Source organism: Mesorhizobium quangtriensis, assembly GCF_040081925.1.
Taxonomy (GTDB): Bacteria; Pseudomonadota; Alphaproteobacteria; order Rhizobiales; family Rhizobiaceae; genus Mesorhizobium_K; species Mesorhizobium_K quangtriensis.
Map to the genome: position 1 here is coordinate 626,013 of NZ_JBEBMF010000002.1, position 21,790 is coordinate 647,802.

The following is a 21,790-nucleotide window of genomic DNA, read 5'->3' on the forward strand; positions in this document are numbered from 1 at the left end:
CTGATACCGAAATGCTGCCGGATGGGCGCGTTCCACAGGTTAACAAAAACTGGTCCAGAGGATTGGTCCAGATCGAGGCCCATATACAGAGAAGTTGCACCTCATGACGTCCCCCGCCGGTCTCAAGCGCACCCGAATCCAGCAGGAAAAGCGCGAAGTGATTCTGGACGCGGCGCTTGAGGTCTTTTCGGCCCATGGCTTTCGGGGCTCTACCATCGACCAGATCGCCGACGCGGCGGGAATGTCGAAGCCCAACCTGCTCTACTATTTCCGGCGCAAGGAAGACATCCACGAAGCCTTGCTGAAACGCCTGCTCGACACATGGCTAGCGCCGTTGCGCGAACTGGACAATGTCGGCGATCCCTTGACCGAACTGCGCGGCTACATCCGCCGCAAGCTGGAGATGGCGCGGGACTTTCCTCGGGAAAGCCGGCTCTTCGCGAACGAAATCCTGCAGGGCGCACCGCGCATCACCCCCATGCTGGAAGGTGAGTTGAAGACGCTGGTCGATGAAAAGGCGGAGGTCATCAGGGGCTGGATGCGGGACGGCAAGATCGTGCGCACCGACCCCTGGCATCTGATCTTCTCGATTTGGGCGACGACTCAGCATTATGCTGATTTCGACGTGCAGGTGCGCGCGGTGCTCGGTCCGAACCGCGGAGGCGAAGGCCGCTTCGAGGACGCCGCGCGCTATCTGGAACAGCTTTTTCTGGATGGGCTGAAGCCGAGAACCACGTAGTCTCCCTGATCGGGCACGCCGTCAGCGATCGGCCGTGGAAGCTCCGCTGTCCAATTGCTCGTCTGAATGATGATCAACCACAGTCGCGGCGGCGCGGTTCATGGCGAGACGCTCCTCCGCCATCGCCTGCACCGCCTCGCGCACGGCAGGATGGCGCGAGGTGAACTGCCTGAAGTCACGCTGCGAGAGAACGAGGAAGTTACAGTAGTCCACGGCCGTCACGTCGGCGGTCCGGGGCGCTCCGGTCAAAAGCGACATCTCGCCAAAGAACGACCCTGCCTTGAGTTCGACACCCGTTCCGTTGACATTGACCGTCACGGTCCCGGAGACGACGAAATACATCGCATCCCCTTTTTCGCCCACGCGCACGACGCGCTCGCCGGGAGAGGCCGTCCTCGGCACGAAAAGCAGGAGCAGTTCCTCCTGATCCTCAGCGTTGACGGCCTTGAACAGCGGGAACGTTTCGACGAATTCCGTGATCTTGCGGGCCTGTTCGTGCTCGCGTTTCTCGGTCTCGGAGCGAATGCGACGCAGTTCGGCCGCCAGAGCGCGCTCCTTCGTCTTTCCGAAATTTTCCGCCCAGTCGGGAAAGCGCCGTCCGGCCCATTTGCCGACGGCGTCCGCTGCCATGAAGGCCAGAGGGTTGACGGTGATCGACAGGATAGCCGCGGCCAGGATCAGGCTCTGGCCTTCATTTGTCATCAAGCCATAGGTCGCCCCGAGACCGGCAAGGATGAACGAGAACTCGCCGATCTGCGCCAGGCTGGCGGAAACACCGAGACCGAGCCTGACAGGGAAACGCAGCAAAAGAACAATCAAAAATGCCGCGATCGGCTTGCCAACGACAATGAGAAAGACGATGGCAAGGACCTCGAGCGGCTTGTCGACGATGACCGTCGGATCGAAGAGCATGCCGATGGACACAAAGAACAGAACCGAGAACGCATCCTGAAGCGGCAGCGAATTGGCTGCCGCGCGATGGCTGAGCTGCGACTCGCCCATGATGACGCCGGCGAAGAACGCGCCAAGCGCAAAGGACACACCGAACGCCGCCGCCGAGCCGAAGGCAATGCCGAGCGCAAGCGCGAGCACCGAGAGCGTGAAGAGCTCGCGCGACCCTGTTTTCGCCACCCGGATCAGGATGCCTGGCACGACACGAGGTCCGACAAGCGCCGCGATCAGGACGAAGCCGGCCACTTTGGCGAGCGTCAGGAGGAGGACAAGCCATACGGGCCCTTGGTCAGGAGCCGCATGCGCGGCATCCGCATGACCGCCCAAGGCCGTCGCAAAGGCGGGCAGCAGCACGAGCGCCAGCACCATCGCCAAATCCTCGACGATCAGCCAGCCCACGGCCACGCGGCCCATGGTCGTCTGGACGAGGTTTCGTTCCTCGAGCGCTTTCAGCAGCACTACCGTTGAGGCAACCGATATGCACAGGCCGAAGACGACGCCGTGGCCGAAGTCCCACCCCCAGAAATGGGTTAGCGCCATGCCCATCAACGTCGCCAGAAGGATCTGGCCGACGGCGCCGGCGATGGCGATACCGCGCACGGCGAGAAGGTCGGATGCCGAGAAGTGGAGGCCCACCCCGAACATAAGCAGAATAACGCCGATTTCAGCTAGTTGGCCCGCCATGGCCGGATCGGCAATGTGTCCGGGAGTAAAGGGGCCAGCGAACACGCCGGCGACGAGATAGCCCACAAGGGCCGGCAATCGCAGGCGATCGGCCAGATATCCGAAAATCGACGCCAGCACGAAACCAACGGCAATCGTCGCGATCAGGTTTACGTCATGTGGCAATGTTCGACCTCGGGAGTCTTGATTTCCCTTCTGTCGGCGCGGGCCGCACTAGTCAAACAATTTTCGCCACTTGTGAGGCATTCTGACTGCCCTGCCTAAAAAATTTGCGTGAATGACTCGAGGTTCTGCCCGGATCAGGTGGCATTGGCGATGACGAGGAGGAGCCCTGCTGCCAATGTGATGTTGACGAGCGTCAGGTAGAGATGCGGATCGCGCTCCTTGCCCCTAAACAGAAAGAGGTTGTGGTAGAGGGGCGTGGCCAGCGCCAGGAAGATGATGAGCGCGGTCGCCGCCGGTATGACCCACATGCCGAAGACGAGGGCCAGGCCACCAACCAACTGCACCAGAAATCCGACCGCCAGAAGAGGCGCCGGCAGCTTCCAGCCATAGTTCGTCACCAACTCGCGGCGTTCCCCGAAGTGCAGGAAATTTCTTATCGCGGCGATCAGGAAGAAAGCGCCGAAAACGACACGCCCGATTACCATCAGAATTGCTGTTGTTGCCACTCGTCGCCCCCCGGGTTCGCCCAACCAATAAATGGTAGGGTGCCGGGCCGAAAGCGGCAAAAGTCTCAGTCAACCGGTTTTACGGGGTCTGGTTCAGTGCGCGGGCCAGCCTTGCACCACAGTTCAGAGCCCTTTGTAAAACTCTGCCAGCGTACCGACATCATAACGTATTGGCACCGGCGAGGCCGGCGTCCACGCTTCCACTTCCTGTCTATTCAACAAGTGTATCGCGCGATTAGTATCCACCACCGCGCCACCGAAAAGCCGGTTGGCGAGGTTGAGGACGCCAGTCTGGTGCATCGCGACGGAGCCGCTTCCGCAGGCATCCTTGACCAGAAGCACGCGCAAATCGCGCTTGAGCGCGTCTTTCACGGTCGCATCGACGCAGGCTTCCGTCCAGACGCCTGCAACGATCAGCCATTCGACGTCGCTGGACTGGAGATCGTCGCCGAACCCCGTTGCGAAGGCACTGGCCCCGGTCTTGACGATCAACTGCTCTCCAGCGTCGGGCGCGACTTCCGGACAAATGGCCGACAGAGGATCGTCCTTGTCGGAAAAGGCAGAGCTGCCATCTGCCATACGGGGGTGAAAACGCCGAGTGGTCGCCGCATCGACGTCCACGACGTAGGAGAAGTGCAAGACAGAAATCCCGGCACGCCGCGCGGCCTCCTGCAGACTGCGCGTGTTCCTGAGCACAACGTCAAAACCATCGACAAGGTAGCGCTCGTCCTTTCGATGCTCTTCCTGCAGGTCGATACAAAGAAGCGCGGTTTTCCCGACATCGATCGACAAAGGTCTTCGCATGGCAGCAAGGACATCGTTCATCCGCGCAGCCTTTCGAAATTTGCGTCAAACAGGGGAGCGGACTGAATGCGGGCCGGATAGCGTTTGCCAAGCAGTTCGATCTCGAAACCATCAGACGCGTCCGCGATCTCCTTCGGCCCATAACCGAGCGCGACCGAGAAAGCCGAACCGTGCGCATAGCCGCCGGATGTCACCCAGCCCACCACGTTATCGCCGTGCCAGATGGCTTCGTCGCCGATGACGTCGGCGTCCTCGGTATCCACAATGAATGTCCGCAACCTGAACCTGCCGCCGCTGTCGCGCTCGGCGAGCGCAGCAGCCTTGCCTATGAAATCGGCCTCCTTGCCGTATGCCACGAAGCGATCGAGGCCGGATTCAAGGGGTCCGTAGATCGGGCGGTATTCACGAGCCCACGAGCCATAGCCTTTTTCCAGCCTGAGGGAGTTCAGCGCCCGGCCGCCGAAGAGCGCAATGCCGAATTCCTCGCCAGCCTCCATCAGCGCGTGGAACACGCTGCGCTGGTACTCCGGCGCCATCCAGATCTCGTAGCCGAGATCGCCTGTGTAGCTGACGCGCCCGACGAGGCAGGGCGACATGCCGATGTCGATCGACTGGATCGCCATGAAGGGGAAGGCAGCGTTGGAGACATCGGCGCGGGTTACCTTGGCGAGGACGTCGCGCGCCTTTGGCCCCGCAATGGACAGACCGACGCGACGCAGGCCGAGCGCCTCGATGGCGACCGAGCCGTCATCCGGCAGGTGCTGCTCGAACCAGCGCATGTGGAACTGCTCCGCGATGCCGGAACCGGCCAGGAACCATTCCGAGGCCCTGCCGTCGCGGGATACGTTGGCGAGCGTGAAGTCGCCGATCAGCTTGCCGTCTTCCTTCAGCATCGGGGCCAGCGTCATGCGGCCGGGCTTCGGCAGCCTGCAGGCGAACATTTCGTCAAGCCAAGCCTCGGCACCCTGCCCCACAACGCGGTATTTCGCGAAGGAGGAGATTTCCGACAGGCCGACGCTGTCGCGCACTGCCCGGACCTCGCGGCCGACATGCTCGAAGTCGCTCGACCGCCGCCACGAGAATTCGTCCTTCACGCCTTCCGGCGCGTACCACAGCGGCACCTCCAGCCCGTAGGCGACGCCAAACTGCGCGCCTCGCGCTGCCAGCAGGTCGTAGATCGGCGTCGTCTTCAGCGGCCGGCCGGCAGGTAGTTCCTCGTTGGGGAAGCGGATGGAGAAGCGCCGCGAATAGTTCTCGCGCACCTTGGCGTTGGTATAGGCCATCGTCGCCCAGTCGCCGTAGCGCGCCACGTCCATAGCCCAGATGTCGAAGCCCGGATCGCCGTGGATCATCCAGTTGGAGAGCGCCAGCCCGACGCCGCCGCCCTGCGAAAAGCCGGCCATGACGCCGCACGCAACCCAGAATCCCGGCAGGCCGCGCACCGGCCCCACCAGCGGGTTGCCGTCCGGCGCAAAGGTGAAGGGGCCGTTGATGATCTGCTTGATGCCCGCCTTCTGGAAAGCGGGGAAATGCCGGAAGCCGACTTCGAGCGAAGGCGCGATGCGGTCGATGTCGGGCTCCAGAAGCTCGTGGCCGAAATTCCACGGCGTCGTGAATTCGGACCACGGCTTGTTGGCCTTCTCGTAAGTGCCCATCAACATGCCCCCACGCTCCTGGCGCAGGTAAAGCTCGCCGTCGAAATCGACCGCGTGGATGACCTCCTTGCCGGTCGATGCATTGACCTCGGCCACCTCAGGCATGTCCTCCGTGATGAGGTACATGTGCTCCATCGCGAGAACAGGCAGTTCGAGCCCGACCATGCGCCCGACCTCGCGCGCCCATAGGCCGCCGGCGTTGACGACATGCTCTGCGATCACCTCGCCCTTGTTGGTGACGACGCGCCACTTGCCGTCCGGCTGGCGCACGATGTCCTCGACTTTGGTGAAGCGCTCGACATCGGCGCCAAGCTTGCGAGCCGCTTTAGCGTAGGCGTGCGTTACGCCGGCCGGATCGAGATGGCCATCCTCGGAGTTGCGCACCGCACCGACGAACTGCTTGGGGTCGATGAGTGGCATCAGGCGGTGCGCCTCTTCCGCCGATATCTCCTCGAGGTCGAGACCGAGATAGCGCCCCTTCGCGACGACGCCGCGCAGCCAGTCCATGCGCGCCTCGGTGGCGGCGAGCAGCACACCGCCTGTTATATGCACGCCGGTCGCCTGCCCCGAAAGCTCCTCGATCTCCTTGTAGAGCTCGATCGTGTATTTCTGCAGCTTGGCGACGTTGGGGTCGCCGTTGATCGTGTGCATGCCGCCGGCGGCATGCCAGGTCGAGCCAGAGGTCAACTCGTCGCGTTCCAGCAGCACGACGTCCTTCCAGCCGGAACGGGCGAGATGGTAGAGCACCGAGCAGCCCACGACGCCTCCACCGATGACCACGACCTGCGCATGCGACTTCATGTTTTCGTCTTCCGGTTCAGTGAGTTGGAGAGATTTGGCGAATCGAATTGAGAAGCAGTTGAATCGAAAAGCGAGGCGCTTTTGTCACGGCTCGCCGCTTCCGATCTTCTTCCGGCGTTTCACGACATAGGCTTCGAGCTCTTCGCGGATGGTAGGATCCATCGGCGGCTGGACATATTCCTCCAGCGCCTTCTTCCAGAGCCGGGTCGCTCGCTGCGCGGCGTCGAGCCCACCGGCTTCCTGCCACGCCTCGTAGTTTTGCCAGTTGGAAAGCATCGGCTGGTAGAAGGCGGTCGAATAGCGCTCCAGCGTGTGGGGCTCGCCGAAGAAATGCCCGCCGGTCGGCACACGGCCGAGCGCGTCGAGCGCGAGTTCGCCCTCGTTAACCTCGATCGGCTGCAGGAACTCCATCATGTGCTGGATCATCTCGACGTCGATGATGAGTTTTTCAAAACTCGCCGTCAGCCCGCCCTCCTGCCAGCCTGCGGCGTGGTAGACAAGATTGCCATGGCCGAGGATCGCGCCCCACAGCGCCATCATCGTCTCGTAGGCGCCTTGCGCGTCAGCGGCGTTGGACGCAGACCCCGGCGTGGTCCGGTACGGCAGGTTGTAGCGCCGCGCGAGCTGGCCGGATGCGACATTGGCCTTGGTGTTCTCCGGCGTGCCGAAGGCAGGCGCACCGGAGCGCATGTCGACGTTGGAGGTAAAGGCCCCGTACATGACCGGCGCGCCCGGTCGCACGAGTTGCGTTAGCACGACGCCGAACAGCGCTTCGGCATTCTGCTGTGCCAACGCGCCGGCCAATGTCACCGGGCTCATTGCGCCCATGAGCGTGAAGGGCGTGACCGCGACCGACTGGCCATGTTCGGCCATAGTCATCAGCCCATCCAGCATCGCCTCGTCGAAGCGACGCGGCGAGTTGACGGAGATGATGGTGGTCACGCCCGGATCGTCGCGCATCTGGTCTCGCGTCATGCCGCGGGCGATGGCCATCATCTCGATGCCATCGAGCGCCCTGCCCCGACCGATCGCCGATACGTGGAACGATTTGTCCGTCAGCGTCAGGTTGGCGAAGTAAGTGTCGAGATGACGCGAATTGGCCGGCAACTCGACCGGCGCGCAGACCTGGTTGCCCAGCATATGGATGCAGTTGAAATGCTGTGCCAGGCGGATCAGGTCGCAATAGTCAGGCAGGTTGCCTGCGCGGCGGCCGCGCTCCATGTCGTGCACGTTGGGCGGGCCCGCGACGAGGGTGAAGTTGATCGCGTCGCCGCCGAGAGGGATCGCGCGTTGCGTGTTTCGCGGCGTCAGCGTGAACGCAGCAGGAGCGGTTTTCAACGCCTCGGCGACAAGACCTCGGTCGAGCCTCACGGTCATCGACGCGCCATCTATCGAGGCTCCCGCCTTCTCGAATACGGCGAGCGCACTTGCGCTCATCACTTCGATTCCGAAGTTTTCCAGGATGTGAAGCGAGGCCTCGTGAATGGCCTCGATCTGGTCAGCCGACAGCAATTGCATCGGCGGGTAGGGATTGCGCGCGCGGCGCAGTGAAAGCTGCGGAATCGCAGTTACCGCCTTTAGGGATGCCCGTTCGTTGCCCCGACGCCGTCTTATTCCATTCATGCGGGCAATTAAGCGACAGCCGCGTTTTCCGACTATTGAAAAAACGGCATTTGCGGGCGAGTTTGTCGCAGAGGCGTCAACCTCAGCAGGACCTTGTAGAAATTACGGCTTTCATAGTCGTTAAATCAACAATCCCGTTAACCAAGGCGGGTGGAAAGGCTTCACATTCCGGCCTCAAAATCCTATTAGGGCCGCGCGGCACGGTTAATAGATGGTGCAAGGAACCTTTCAGGTTTTAGGCCTATCTAGGGTTAATGGGTCGGTCGCGTTTGAGTATCATTTTATCGATGTTCACGCTGGTTTTCGCGCTGCTTTCCGCATGCGCGTCGCCACCGCGTCATATCAACGACGTCTGCCGCGTCTTCGACCAGAAGAACGGCTGGTTCGAGAACTGGCGCTCGGAAGCCAACAAGACCGAGCGCAAATATGGCGTGCCAGTACCGGTTCTGATGGCAACGCTGCGCAAGGAATCCGGTTTCCAGCACAACGCCAAGCCGCCGCGCACCATGGTGCTTGGTTTCATCCCCTGGAAACGCGTGTCGTCTGCCTACGGCTATTCTCAGGCGCTGGACGGGACATGGTCCCAGTACCAGAAGGAAACCGGCAACCGCCTTGCCAAGCGCCAGAACTTCGCCGACGCGATCGACTTTGTCGGCTGGTACCATGCCAAGACGTCGGACCGTTTCGGCGTCGCCAAGCAGGACGCCTATAACCTCTATCTCGCCTATTATTTCGGCTGGAGCGGATATAGCCGCGGCGACTGGCAGCAGAAGCCGGGCCTGCAGCAATATGCACGCGAGACCGAGAAGATGGCGAGTGACTACGCCGCGCAATTGCAGGAATGCAATTAGGCACTCGCGCAGACCGCCGCCGGATAAACGCGCGGCGTCTGCCCTAGCCTCAATGTTTCCGCTCGTCCGGCAAATCGCGGTCGAAGGCCGAGGGAACATCCTCGTCTTCACTTTGGCGTCCTTCTCCGACCGTACGCGGGGAGAACGGGGCGACATGCGAGTGATTGTCGCTGGCATGCGGCTCGGAACCTTCGTCGCGCCGCTCATGCCGGCGGGCGCGCATCGTTGCCTCGTCTTCCTCGGCATCCTCGCCTAACTCGCCAGCTGCCACGCTTGCGCTCTTGCCGTGCGGGCGTTGCGGCGCTTCTCCGACAAAGCCGGGGCCTGAACCGTGCGGTGCATCGTCGGGAATTCCTTCATGAGCCGCATGCTCGATATCGAAGCGGATAACCGGCTCCATCGTCGCCAGCACATCGTCGGACAGCCAGCACAGGCTCATGTGGCCACCGCCCAGATCCTTCACCGGCGGAACCTGCTTTTCGCAAAGTCCGTCGGCCACGAGATTCTTGTAGCGGCAGCGCGTCTGGAAGGGGCAGCCGGTCGGCGGGTTCATCGCCGACGGAATGTCGCCCTCCAGCACGATGTGCTTCTTGACCACCGATGTGTCGGCAATCGGGATCGCCGACAGCAACGCCTCGGTATAGGGGTGATAGGGCGGCGAGAAAATCTGGTCCGTCGTGCCCTGCTCCACGATACAGCCGAGATACATCACGACCACGCGGTCGGCGATGTAGCGCACAACGGACAGATCGTGGCTTATGAACAGCATCGTTGTCTTGTTGGTGCGTTGAATGTCCATCAGCAGTTCGGTGACCGCCGCCTGCACGGAAACGTCCAGCGCCGAAACGGGCTCGTCTGCAACGACCACCTTGGCAGTACCGGCAAAGGCGCGCGCGACGCCGATGCGCTGTTTCTGGCCGCCCGAAAGCTGCCGCGGCATGCGCGTTGCGAAGGCGCGCGGCAGCTTCACCAGGTCGAGCAGTTCGAGCATGCGCTGGTGTCGTTCGCCTGCAGTCTTGCCGTAGCCGAATTTTTCCAGCGTACGGATGATCTGCGAGCCGACGGAATGGCTCGGGTTCAGCGTGTCGAAGGGATTCTGGAAAACCATCTGGATCGAGGAGATGGTTCCGACGTCGCGGTCCTCGATGGCGGTTGACTGGATATCCTTGTTCCCAAGCGTAACGGTGCCCGAGGAAGCGGTTTCCAGACCGAGAAGCACTTTGGCAAGCGTGGACTTCCCGCAGCCGGATTCGCCGACGATTGCCACCGTCTCGCTCTCGCGCGCCACGAAGCTGATCGTCTCGTTGGCCTTGACTGTACGCGCCTCACCGCCGCCGAAAATCTCGTTCGCCGCGACCTTGTAGTACTTCTTCAGGTCGTCGATCTTGAGAACAGGCGCGCCGGGCTTCACCGGCTCCTTCTTCTCCGTTGCCCCCTCCGGAAGCGCGGCCCAGTCGATCTCGTTGAACCGCACGCAACGCGAGAAATGGTTGTCGTGCCCTTCGACCGGGATCATCGGAATCTCGTCGGCGTTGCAGACGCCCTCGACGAAATGGTGACAGCGCGGGCCGAAATTGCAGCCTTTGGGTCGCTCGTGCGGCAGCGGCAACTGGCCGGGAATGGCCACCAGTGGACGGGAGTTCTTGTCCGCGCCGGGCAGCGGGATCGAGCGGAACAGACCCTGCGTGTAGGGGTGCCGCATGCGATCGAACACGTCCCTGATGCTGCCGGTCTCGACAGCCTCGCCGGAATACATCACCGTGATCTTGTCGCAGGTTTCGAGGATCAGGCCGAGATTGTGCGAGACGAATATCATCGACGTGCCGAACTTTTCGCCAAGTCCCTTCACCAGTTCGACGATGCCGGCCTCGACCGTCACGTCGAGCGCCGTCGTCGGCTCGTCGAGCAGGAGAAGCGCCGGCTTCGACAGCAACGCCATGGCGATGACGATGCGCTGCTGCTGGCCGCCCGAAAGCTGGTGCGGATAGGAACGCATCATGCGCTCGGGATCTGGGAGACGCACTGAGCGCACCATCTCCAGCGCTCGATTGTAGGCCTCTTCCTTCGACACCTTGTCGTGCAGCAGCGGCACTTCCATCAACTGCTGACCGATCTTCATCGCCGGATTGAGAGAGGCCATCGGCTCCTGGTAGATCATGGCGATCTCGTTGCCGCGGATGGAGCGGAGCTCCTCGTCGGACATCTCGCCCATGTCCTTGCCCTTGAAGCGGATGCGGCCGCCGACGATCTTTCCGACATTCGAGAGGTCGCGCATGATGCCGAGCGACACCGTCGACTTGCCGCAACCGGATTCACCAACGATGCCCATCGCCTCGCCCGGCAGGACCTTGCAGGAGAAATCCATGACGGCGGGAATCTCGCCGCGCTTGGTGAAGAACGAGATCGACAGGTTTTCGATGTCGATGATCGGCTTGGCGTTGTCGATGTTCGTGGCTTTGACGGCTTCGTTCATCGTTCGATCCTCTTATCGCATCATCTTTCCCGGAAACCGGAGACCACTTTCCGGGACCATGCGGCTCAATCCTTCAGCGACTGTTCGCGCAACGCGTCGGCCAGGAGGTTGAGGCCGAGCACGAAGCTCATCAATGCAAAGACGGGCGGCAGGGCCGGGTGGATAAAGGACCGCAGCAGGCGGCTGGAATCCTTGATCGCAGTGCCCCAGTCAGGGCTTTCCGGCGCGAGGCCCAACCCGAAATAACCGAGCGTGCCGAGCAGGATCGTCGTATAGCCGATACGCAGGCAGGCATCGACGATCAGCGGCCCGCGCGCATTGGGCAGCACCTCCCACAGCATGATGTACCAAGGGGTCTCGCCGCGCGTCTGCGCGGCCGCCACGTAGTCGCGCGTCTTGATGTCCATGACGAGGCCGCGCACGATGCGGAACACGCCCGGCGACGAAGCGAACACCACGGCCACGAAGATGTTCAGTTCGTTCGGATCGATCCGGATGATACCAAGCGGATCCGCGTTGAACACGAGTCCGAGATAGACCCAACCACCGATCAGGATTGTCAGCCCGAGCAGCAGATAGAGACGCTCGGGTCGCTTCTTGAAGCGCGTGTAGAATAGGGTGATGAAAAAGATGACAGGGAAGATGAAGAAGACAGCGGCGAGCGCTCGCGGAATTGCAACGCCGATGCCGGTCAACTGGCTGAACCAGTTATCAAAAGACAGTTCGCGGATTTCAGGCGTGACCAGAAGATAGAATAGCAGAATCACCGGAAACGCGAGAACGAGATTGGCAAGGAACGACAGGAAGCTGTCGATCCGTCCGCCATAATAGCCGGCCGGCAGCCCGAGCGTGATGCCGACCATCAGCGCAAAGAGCGTGGCGAAGGGCGCGATGATCATCACGATGCGGCTGCCGTAGACCATGCGGCTGAACACGTCGCGCGCCAGCTTGTCTCCTCCGAAAAGATAGATACCGCCATTGTCCGGCACGACCGCACCCGGAAGAGCATCCTTCATCACCGCCACCTGGGTGAGCGGATCGAAAGGCGCGATGATGTGGGAAAAGATCGCGGTAAACAGCCAGAACAGGCAGATAAAGACGCCGGCGATTCCGACGCCCGTGGAGAACAGGTCTCCATAGAGTCCCAGTCGCTTGCGGAAGTGCAGGCTCACTCCCAGCACGAGCGCGAGCGCGAGCCAGACCGGCCAGAAACGGCCGAGAACCTGAAGCACGATCTGGAAGGCGCCGATGTATTCGAGTTGCATGCGCGGCGACTCCTATTGGACGCGGATGCGCGGGTTGAGATAGGCGTAGCCGATGTCGGAGATCAGCTGCGTGAACAGCACCACGAATACCGATACAAGCGAGCAGGCGAGCAGCAGGTCGATGTCGTTGTTGCCTGCCGCTTCGACCAGCGTGAAACCGAAGCCCTGATAGCGGAACATCGTCTCGACGATCACGACGCCAGTCAGCAGCCACGGAAACTGCAGCATGATGACCGTGAAGGGCGCGATCAGCGCGTTTCTGAGCGCGTGCTTCATGACTACCGACGGGAAGCTCAGTCCCTTCAACCGGGCGGTGCGGATGTATTGCTGCGTCATCACCTCGACCATCGAGGCGCGGGTCATGCGGGCGATGTAACCAATGGCGTAGATCGCCATGGTCATGACCGGCAGCGTGAAGTTGTAGAAGTTGACGCCCTGGCTCGTCGCCGAAGCCGCCGAGCCGTTCAGCCAGCCGAGCCACGATGCGAAGACGACCGTGAAGATCACGCCCGACACATATTCTGGTGTCGCCGTCGTTGTGATTGAGGCAACCGACAGGGTACGGTCGGTACGCGATCCCTCCCGCATGCCGGCCAGAACCCCGATCAGCAGCGAGATCGGCACCATGGTCACCATGACCCAGAACATGAGGATGCCGGTGGCTCCGAGCGCGGGCCATAGCTTGTTTTCGACGGGCACCTTGAACTTGGTCGAACAGCCGAACTCGCCCTGCAGAATGCCACCGAAATAGGGCTCGTTGGGCTGCGGACACGCCTTGAAGCGCATCTCCGCCTGCCCCGTTTCCGGATTGATCGCGGGCACCCGCTTGACGACGCCAAGCCACTGACCGTAGCGGACGAAGAAGTTCTCGCGGAAGCCGTTCTTGACCAGCCACTGTTCGATGTGCTCGTCGGACGAGCGCATGTCGAGCTGGCTGATCGACAGCTTCCGGAGGTTCGGCTCCAGGTTGACCATGTAGAATACCACAATGGTCAGGCACAACATGGTCAGGACCATGGTGCCCAGTCGCCGCAAAATGAATGCAAGCATGCTCGCCCCCTGCCTGGACGGGTTGGGGTTAGAAGCGCCCAGATTTCATTTTAAGAAAGGAGAGGGGCAAGCCCCCCTCCGATGACATAGCGATCAACTTTCGCCGAGCCACACCTTGCCGAAGTCGTGCTCGAAGGTGGGATGCATGCCATGGTTCTTCACCACGGGCATGGAGTGGTTGTAGAGCTTGCGCCAGTAAGGCTGGATGATGATGCCGGAGCTCTGAAGGATCTCCTCGACATCCTTCATCACCACCTTGCGCTTTTCGGCGTCAGCGATCGACAGTGCTTCGCCGATCTTGGCGTCGAGATCCGGATTAGAATATCCGGCCTCGTTCCACGCTTCGCCTGTGCGATAGGCAATGGCAACCACCTGGATGCCAAGCGGGCGCATGTTCCAGTTGGTCATCGAATACGGGTACTTCGTCCAGTCATTCCAGAACGTCGAGCCCGGAAGCACGGTGCGCTTCACCTTGATGCCGGCGTCGCGCAGCTGTGCGGCGATCGCATCGCCTGTGTTCTTGTGCCAGTCTTCGTCCACGGTGATGAGTTCGTGCTCGAAGTCGGCCTGGCCGGCCTCGGCCATGAGAGCCTTGGCCTTCGCCGGATCGCGCGCGATCTTCGGCAGAGCAACATATTCCGGATGGATCGGTGCGACGTGGTGGTTTTCTGCGGGCTCGCCGGCGTTGCCGTAACCGAGTTGCAGCACGACTGCGTTGTCGACGCCAAGCTGAAGCGCGTTGCGCACCTTCTGGTCTTCGTACGGCTTGTTGTTGACGTTGGTGCGCGCAACGATGGTCGAAGCCGTAACCGCCTCAGACGTTACCGCGCCGACGCCTTCCAGGATCGTCACGTAGTCCGCAGACGTCTCGTGGTTCGTGTGAACCTCGCCAGACTCGAAGGCAGACACCATCGCGGACGGATCGGTGCCGTAGTCGATGAACTCGACGCCGTCGAGATAAACCTCGCCGTTCCACCACTTGCCGTCTTCGCGACGCTTGTAGACGACTTTCTGGCCGACATCGTAGGAGACGAGTTCGAACGGCCCAGTGCCGATCGGATGCTGCACGAAGTTGGCGCCGGTCTCGTCGAAGCTACGATGGACGATCAGCGCAGGATAGTCGCAAAGGCTCGGAATAAGGGCGATATCGGGCTTGGTCAGCACGATTTTGACAGTGTTGTCGTCGACCTTGGTCACGGCGCCATCACGGATCTTGCCGCTCGCCTCGTCGACGATGGTGCCCAGACGACCAGGCATCGAGTTGCCCTCGGCGCTCTTGTCGGCCCAACGGGTGAAATTGAAGACCACGTCATCGGCGTTGAACGTGTCACCATTGTTCCAGACGACGTTCGGACGAATCTTGAGGGTGTATTCAGTGGCGTCGTCATTCACTTCCCAGCCTTCGAGCAGATAAGGTTCGAAGGTGTAGTCGCGGGTGTACTTGACCAACGGTTCGAGCGCTTGACGTTCGGCGTTGGCGATCTCCGACCAGTCTGCCGTGCGCGGATCCTTGGGATCCTTCACCCACATGGCGACCTTCAGCACACCGCCGACCTTGGGCGTTTCTTCCTGCGCGAACGCCGGGGTCGGCGCCGCAAGACCGATCATGCCATAAGCCATTGCGGTCGAAGCGCCGAAGACGCTTGCCATCGCGAGAAACTCACGGCGGTCCACCTCACCTGATTTGGCGCTCTCGGCCATCTTCCGGATATGGTCTGGAACACGATCCCCATTACTCTTGTAGACAGTCATGACGAACTCCCATTGTTGGCTTTCTGCCGATTACAATTCCGCATCCTGGCTGCGTTGTCAAAACGGCAGTGGAAAGGAACCCGGCAACAAATGTGCAACTTTGGGAGAGAGGCGGTATGCGCGAATGCGACAAACTTGACGCAAAAATGTTAGTGTCCGAGATTTCTCGCGGATGCGAACCCTTCGAACCTTAAGGCCTCAGGCACAGGGCGACAGCACCACAGCAATGACTGATATGGGCCACCTGAGACCGTGGTCAAGGCGTCCGCCGACCCTGCTTGGGATGGAAGCTAGTATTCGCGCTCGAAAAAGATGCCGCCTTTCGCCTGCCCCCCATCACCGGCTTCGCCGCGAAGCGTTATGCCCCGGCCAATATCGAGATCTATCTTGGCCTTGCCGGAGCCGGCCTTTCCGCCCTGCTCCAGCGAAAAATAGGTGCGGTCGTTGAGATATTTTCCCGCCGATACAGAGGTGCTTCCGTCATCGTTGGTCTGGATGTCGAGATCGTCCACACCGAGTTGGCTGCGAAGCGACTGCAGGAGCGACGTGCTGCCCCCTCCGGCCAGCGAAGCCGCAGCGTCGGCAAGCTGGGCGATCTGCAGCGGCGACAGGTTGGACAACGAGCGGCCAAATATGAGGCGGGCAAGAACCTCGTCCTGCGGCAGCGCAGGCACGGAGGAAAAGTCGAAACGCGGATTGTCCGCCGGACCGCTGACGGTGATCGTCACCCGCGTGCTGCCGACATCGGTGTCCGCCGCGAGGTCGAGGTTCGGAACCATCGTACCGGAAAAATTGATCGTCCCGCGCGTAAAGGTAAGCCGCCGGCCGATGATCGACAGCCGTCCGCGCCGGAGCGTGAACTCGCCCAAGGCTTGTGGCGAGGCGGTCGAGCCCGTCAGACGCAGGCTGCCGCCGAGTTCTGCATCAAGCCCGCGCCCAGTGACGAAGATCTGGTTGTTTGAATTGATCGTCACGTCCAGCAGAAGTGCGCCGGAACCAGTGCCGCCTGCCGACGGAGGATTGAGCGCGAGGTCCTGCGCTATGACTGCAGGCGGGGCGTTCCTGTGCTGGACATTCAGCTCAGCCAGCGATGTCGGCAGTTGATTGGGAACGGTGATGACCGTGCGCTCGAGATCGACCGTGCCCGACAGCACTGGCTGCGAGACCAGCGGTCCCCTGATCGCCAGATCGCCGTTCATGGTAGTCGTGACGATACGGCCGTCCGTGTAGCGGCCGTTGCTGATCCTCAATCTTACGTCGGCCGGAAAGCCACTTCCGGCGTTGATGCCAACCGTGCCAGATCCCGAGATCGTACCGCCGCTTGAGATGTTGCCGGTCAGAGTGCGGATCGTCGCCACACCGTTCGCCATCGCAATGTCGGCGCGGATGTCATTGATGGCCATGCCAGAGGATGCCGCGACGAAACGGGCGCCCGAGGTGGTGAGAGAGCCGCTTATTACCGGCGAGGCGGTCGTCCCCCTGACCTGTAGATTGACGTTCGAAGAACCGGTCAGCGACAGGCCCGATGGAGCCAGGCGGGGCTGCAGGATCGTCAACGGGACCGCGCCGGTAAAATCGAGCGACAGCGCACGCGACCGCGTATCGACCGTGCCGCCACCCCGCAGGGCGAGCCCCGCAGCTTCGGAAGCATTCGCCTGAAAACTCAGGCGGCCGCCTGCAAAATCGCCGGTGGACGCGACCGTGAATCCGCCAAGACCGGCGGCGCGGGTCTGCGCCGTCTGGGCGCCCCGCCAGTCCAGCGAATAGCGGACTGAAGGGTTGGCCGCAGCGCCGGTTATCCGGACGGTACCGGAAATGGTGCCGGCGGCGGCGAGGCCCGGCGCGAAATTGTTGGCGACCGAAGCTGGCACGGCGGTCAACGTCGCGTTCAGGTCAAGCGTCGATCCGACCGTACCGGACACGTCTACCCGGCCGCCACCGCCCAGGTCGAGTGTTATGCGGTCGAGTGTCGTCCTGCCATCAGCGACGACAATCCTCGTGGGCGCCGCCAGTTCTGCCGGCATGCCGCTCACGGTGGCATTGCCGGAAGCCAGTTCGACCGTGGTCCGCCCATTGGCGACCTGCACGCGACCGACCGCGCGCACCGGGATATCGGAGACCGTCGCGCCACCGTCAAAACCGGTCCAGCCCTGTTGCGGCGTCAGCGTAACATCGACCGCGCGCACCGCCGTATTGCCTGATGTGACCGTGGCAGCCTGCACACGTCCCGACACGGACGGCGCGGCAATATAGTCGCTGACGGTCGCGTTGATCGTGACACCGGTCGCCGTCACGCCGCCCCTCGCAAGGGATTTAGTGGTCGCGTTCACTGCCAGTTGCGGCTTGCCGCCCTGATCGGTGAAACTGATGGTCCCGTTCAGGTCGCCCCGCACGGTCTCAAGCGCAAGCGCCGCGACAGCGCCGACATCGGGAAGCTGGAAATTGACTGTGCCGAGCGGCAGGAATTTCTCGTCGAGCACCAGATCGCCGGCGATGCGGTTCTGGCCGAGCGAAAGGTTGAGCCCCCTCACCTCGCGCCGACCGCCGGATGTTGACAGCGTTGCCCGACCCTCCAGCGCCTCTCCTCCGACAGCGCCGGTCAACTGGACATCGGCGGCCGGGTTGTCGATGTCGGCCTGCCCCGTCGCGACCAGCTTGAGGGCGGTGATCTCTCGACCAGCGGCCTCGATGCGATCACTTGTAACGGTCAGCGAAACGTCCGGCTTCAGCAACTCTCCCTTGGCCGTCAGGGCCAGATCGACGGCGCCTGTTGCGCCCGACGCGAGAAGACCGACATTGCCCAGCCGACCAGTCAGGTCGGCATCGATCTCCTGGTTTGCGGTACGGATGCGGCCGGACGCAGACAATTCGCCCGACGACATGGAAAACGGATCCGCCGAAACCAACCCCTCGTGGTCGCGGGAAATGGCGGCATCCAGTTGCACGCGCTCCGCCAGCACCGGGCGCACGGACGGCGGCAAGGCCGACGAGGCGACATCGGCGTTGATCTGCACCGTGACGGAGCCATCGGCGAGCGATACGTCGCCTATGAATTTGCCGGTCAAGGCATCGCTCGCCAGATTGCCGTCGGTGACGGTCAGGGATTCCGTGCTGAGCGTGCCGGCAAGCCCGGCGCTGATCTTGCCGGCGACAAGTGGCGCGATTGTCGGGTTGTCGATGATGAGTGCCGCTGCCGTGGCCGTGCCGGTCACAGGACCGGTGCGAGCCTGGACGTTAAAGGCATCCGAGTGAAGCGCGATGGCGAGGTCGCGCAACTCCACGTCGTTCGTCTTGACCGTCGGCAGCGCGGCCACGATGTCCAGGTTGGGCTCCCGCCCGTCCCCGAGCGCACGGATCGATGCCTGCTGGACAATGATGTCGATGGGGCTGTCCTCGGTACCGAAGGAGAGCGGAATGCCGTTTTCCCTGGCCTCCACCTGCAGCAGGAAGTCGCTGGCGGCCGCGGGATCCAGCGTACCGGACGCCGTGGCCGTCGCAGCGTCGCTCTCGATCTGGCCTCGGGTGATTTCCACCCCGCCAGTCCCGGTGAGGGTACCGGCGATGTCGAAGCTGGCGCGTCCGGCGAGCAGCGGCCGCAGCCTTTCGGGCATGAAGCGCTCGAACTCTCCCTCGCCCGTCACCTCGACGGCGCTGCCCCGATACGTGAACTGATGATGTGCATCGACGCGGGTGATCACGGTCCCGTCGACGGCGAAAGTGCCGCTGCCCTGCCAGTTTGCGGCAGGCCCGCTGCCCGTGACGGCGATCTCGACCGGCGGTTCTCCGGGCAACTGGAGCAGGTTGGCAATGATGCCGCCTTGGGGCTCCGACCCACGTATGTCGATGTTGATCACATTGTCGGCCGGAGAAAAGTCGATCGAGCCATCGATGGAGCCCGGTCGGCCGTCGCTGCGGGCCACATTGAGCTTGGACACGATCCGCAGCGGAGATCTGTCGACCAACGCGGAGCCGTTCGCGGCCACGGATGCTACGCCGCCTGCCAGCGCGGGACCGAGAGCAATGTCGAGCAGATCAATCCGCTTCACGTCGAGCGAGACTGGCAGCGAGAACGAACCCTGCTGGTCCTTCGGCCGACTTGCCGGCTTCGGCGTGCGCGCAACTTCGATACGCTCGGCGGAAACGAGGTCGGCCTGGAACGTCTTCCTGATTAGCGCAAAGGGCGACCAGTCGACCGCTACGTTGCGCGCCACCAGCCACGGCCCGTCGGCGTCCTCCAGAACGAGGCTTTGCACCCTGAGCTTGCCCGACCAGATGCCATCCAGTCCGGAAATCCTGACTACCTGACCGGGAGACGACGCGAAGTCCGAGATCAGGCCGGCAAGCGTTTCGCGGCCCCTCTCGGTGAGGGTAAGCACGGCGATTGCGCCTATCGCCAACGCAAGCCCGCCGTAGATGCCGTAGCGGATGATGCGCAGTATGACTTTGAGCCAGCGCATCTAGAAGGCCTGCCCGACGCCGGCATAGATGGCAAAGCTCGGATCTCCGGGACCGCGGTTGAGCGGAACGGCGGCGTCGATGCGCAACGGCCCGAACGGCGTCAGATAGCGCAGCCCAACGCCGGCGCCCATCTGGAAGCGCGCCGATTCCAGGAATTCGCCCTCCGAGACCGTGCCTGCGTCAAGGAACGGCACGATGCCGATCGTTTCGGTAACCTGTATGCGCAATTCGCCCGAAAGCTCCATGTAGGAAAGGCCGCCGATGGGATTGCCCTCGGGGTCCTTGGGGCCGATGCCCTGATAGTTGTAGCCGCGCACAGACCCGCCGCCGCCTGCGTAGAAACGCTTGTCCGCCGGCACTTCCTGAATTTCCGCCCCCATGATGGAGCCCGTGGCCACGCGCCCGGCGAGCACGAAACGCTGGGCGTCATCGATCGCACGATAGGCAGAAAGCTCACCACGGACCTTCACGAAGGTCGCTCCTGTAAGAAAATCATGGGCCGGCTCCGCAAAGGCGAGCACCCGGAACCCGCGCTTCGGGTCGAGCTTGTTGTCGCGATTGTCGAAGACATATTGCGTCGGCAAGCTGACCAGAAGATGGCGCTCGCCGTCGGGATTGAAGTAATCCTCGACATCCTCGTATTCGACAGCCAATTCGACTGAGGCGCTCTGCGTACGGGTAAACTGGTAGGCCAGTCCGGCCGCTGCCTCGACCGCAAAGCGATCATAGGCGTCGGGATGCTCGTAGACCGTGCTGAAGCGCGAATAGAATTTCGAATCGGGCCCGACGACCCCGGGCTTCTCGAACAGGATCGACGCGTTGTAGTTCAACTGATCGAAATCCTGGATGTCCTCCTCGCCGATCTGGCCGATCGAACCCTGGATGCGCAGCGTCTCGGCGTTGCCGAAAAGGTTGCGATGGCCCCAATAGCCCTCGATGCCCAGACCCTCGGTGTTAGACAGCGTCGCGCCGAACCCGTAGTAGCGCAGCTTGCGTTCGGTGACCTGGACTTCGATGGGGATCTGGCCGTTGGCGTCCAGCGCATCGCCTTCGCGGACGGTGACGCTGGAAAAGACGCCGAGCGCGAGCAGCCGGTTGCGCGCGTCCTCGACCTCCCGGGGGGAATAGGTCTGCCCCTGCCGCAGCCCGGTCACGTAGGCGACAAAGTCGGGATTCATGGATTCTGTGCCGGTAACCGTCGTCGGACCGTAGCCCGCTACCGGCCCTGCGGCCACATCGAGATCGACATCAAGCGTCACCGTGTCGTGATCCGCCACGACCTCGCGGCCAGTGACCTTGGCCAGTGGCCGTCCCTGCTCCTTCAGACGCGTGACGATATTTGCCTCGGCTCTCAGGACCGCGCGCGAAGCGGCGTTTCCACCGGGCAAAAGGCCGAATTCGGCCGAGGTGAGGTTTGATGCATCGCCTCGTAGCTCGATATCGCCCAGCGTATAGACCTGACCGGGATCGATGGTGATCGTCACCGGCACCGGGCCAGCGCCGAACTCGGCGTCCGGCTCGATGGAATCGAGCGGCTGCCCGTTGATCACCACATTCACAACGCCGTCGTAGCGCGCTTCGGCGAAAAGCACCGCAACGAGCTGCTCGCGATCGGATCGGGCCTTGGCAAGCAGGCCGAGCGAGCCGGAGACCGGCCGTTTGACGTCCTGCACGAGCGCTGATGTCCTTTCGAGCGTGCGCTCGAGCCTCTCGTCGCCGCCTTCGACCGTCAATGTCACCGTGTAGTTGAGCGGGTCTACGATATCGGCGTCCTCGTCATTCGCAGACCCGAAAAGCCTGAACCCGAAGAGCTCGAACGCGCTGGCGGTATGCGCGTGCGTCATCACGGCAGTGCCTGCCAATAGCGAGAGGAGCAGCGCGCGCCCACGGCGGCCTGCCGATCTCTCCCAAACATGCTTGGCAAACCGGACCGTCATTTCCTCCAAACTAGTCCGCAAAACTAAAATTGGAATGAAGTTTTGAAACACTCGTAAAGGGGCCACAATCGATGTG

The 21,790-nt window shown here is 62.2% G+C and carries 13 protein-coding genes; 2 read left to right on the forward strand and 11 right to left on the reverse strand.

Features of this window, described 5'->3' with window-relative positions:
* Window positions 1-103: 103 nt before the first annotated feature.
* On the forward strand, window positions 104-739 hold the full coding sequence (locus ABMA32_RS11745; protein WP_349013943.1) for a TetR family transcriptional regulator C-terminal domain-containing protein: 636 nt from the start codon (window positions 104-106) through the stop codon (window positions 737-739).
* Window positions 740-760: 21 nt separating this feature from the next.
* Here the strand turns inward: ABMA32_RS11745 and ABMA32_RS11750 are convergent, their stop codons facing one another.
* From ABMA32_RS11750 to ABMA32_RS11770, 5 genes are all read right to left on the reverse strand, one after another.
* Complete coding sequence (locus tag ABMA32_RS11750) at window positions 761-2,539, reverse strand: cation:proton antiporter domain-containing protein (RefSeq protein ID WP_349013944.1); 1,779 nt, start codon at window positions 2,537-2,539, stop codon at window positions 761-763.
* A gap of 134 nt (window positions 2,540-2,673) precedes the next feature.
* The gene (locus ABMA32_RS11755) at window positions 2,674-3,045 is read right to left on the reverse strand and encodes a DoxX family protein (RefSeq protein WP_349013945.1); all 372 of its coding nucleotides are present in this window, start codon (window positions 3,043-3,045) and stop codon (window positions 2,674-2,676) included.
* Between the two features lie 123 nt (window positions 3,046-3,168).
* A complete protein-coding gene (locus tag ABMA32_RS11760) occupies window positions 3,169-3,849 on the reverse strand; it encodes an isochorismatase family protein (protein WP_349014723.1) in 681 nt (226 codons plus the stop codon).
* Window positions 3,850-3,866: 17 nt separating this feature from the next.
* Entirely contained in the window at window positions 3,867-6,305 is a 2,439-nt protein-coding gene (locus ABMA32_RS11765) for a GcvT family protein (protein ID WP_349013946.1), read from the reverse strand.
* An 84-nt stretch (window positions 6,306-6,389) separates the two neighbouring features.
* Window positions 6,390-7,928 (reverse strand): trimethylamine methyltransferase family protein, encoded by a 1,539-nt coding sequence (locus ABMA32_RS11770; protein WP_349013947.1) that lies wholly within the window; start codon window positions 7,926-7,928, stop codon window positions 6,390-6,392.
* Window positions 7,929-8,182: 254 nt separating this feature from the next.
* Here ABMA32_RS11770 and ABMA32_RS11775 point away from each other — a divergent pair, with 254 nt between their 5' ends.
* The gene (locus ABMA32_RS11775) at window positions 8,183-8,779 is read left to right on the forward strand and encodes a transglycosylase SLT domain-containing protein (RefSeq protein ID WP_349013948.1); all 597 of its coding nucleotides are present in this window, start codon (window positions 8,183-8,185) and stop codon (window positions 8,777-8,779) included.
* Between the two features lie 49 nt (window positions 8,780-8,828).
* Here ABMA32_RS11775 and ABMA32_RS11780 read toward each other — a convergent pair whose 3' ends face one another.
* The 6 genes from ABMA32_RS11780 to ABMA32_RS11805 form a co-directional block, all read right to left on the reverse strand.
* Complete coding sequence (locus ABMA32_RS11780) at window positions 8,829-11,252, reverse strand: dipeptide ABC transporter ATP-binding protein (RefSeq protein ID WP_349013949.1); 2,424 nt, start codon at window positions 11,250-11,252, stop codon at window positions 8,829-8,831.
* 65 nt (window positions 11,253-11,317) lie between these two features.
* A complete protein-coding gene (locus ABMA32_RS11785) occupies window positions 11,318-12,517 on the reverse strand; it encodes an ABC transporter permease (protein WP_349013950.1) in 1,200 nt (399 codons plus the stop codon).
* A gap of 12 nt (window positions 12,518-12,529) precedes the next feature.
* Window positions 12,530-13,567, reverse strand: a complete 1,038-nt coding sequence (locus tag ABMA32_RS11790; RefSeq protein ID WP_349013951.1) for an ABC transporter permease — start codon at window positions 13,565-13,567, stop codon at window positions 12,530-12,532.
* 93 nt (window positions 13,568-13,660) lie between these two features.
* Window positions 13,661-15,319, reverse strand: a complete 1,659-nt coding sequence (locus ABMA32_RS11795; protein ID WP_349013952.1) for an ABC transporter substrate-binding protein — start codon at window positions 15,317-15,319, stop codon at window positions 13,661-13,663.
* A 290-nt stretch (window positions 15,320-15,609) separates the two neighbouring features.
* Window positions 15,610-19,776 (reverse strand): translocation/assembly module TamB domain-containing protein, encoded by a 4,167-nt coding sequence (locus tag ABMA32_RS11800; RefSeq protein ID WP_349013953.1) that lies wholly within the window; start codon window positions 19,774-19,776, stop codon window positions 15,610-15,612.
* Window positions 19,777-21,621, reverse strand: a complete 1,845-nt coding sequence (locus ABMA32_RS11805; RefSeq protein WP_349013954.1) for an autotransporter assembly complex protein TamA — start codon at window positions 21,619-21,621, stop codon at window positions 19,777-19,779. It lies immediately after the preceding gene.
* Window positions 21,622-21,790: the final 169 nt, after the last annotated feature.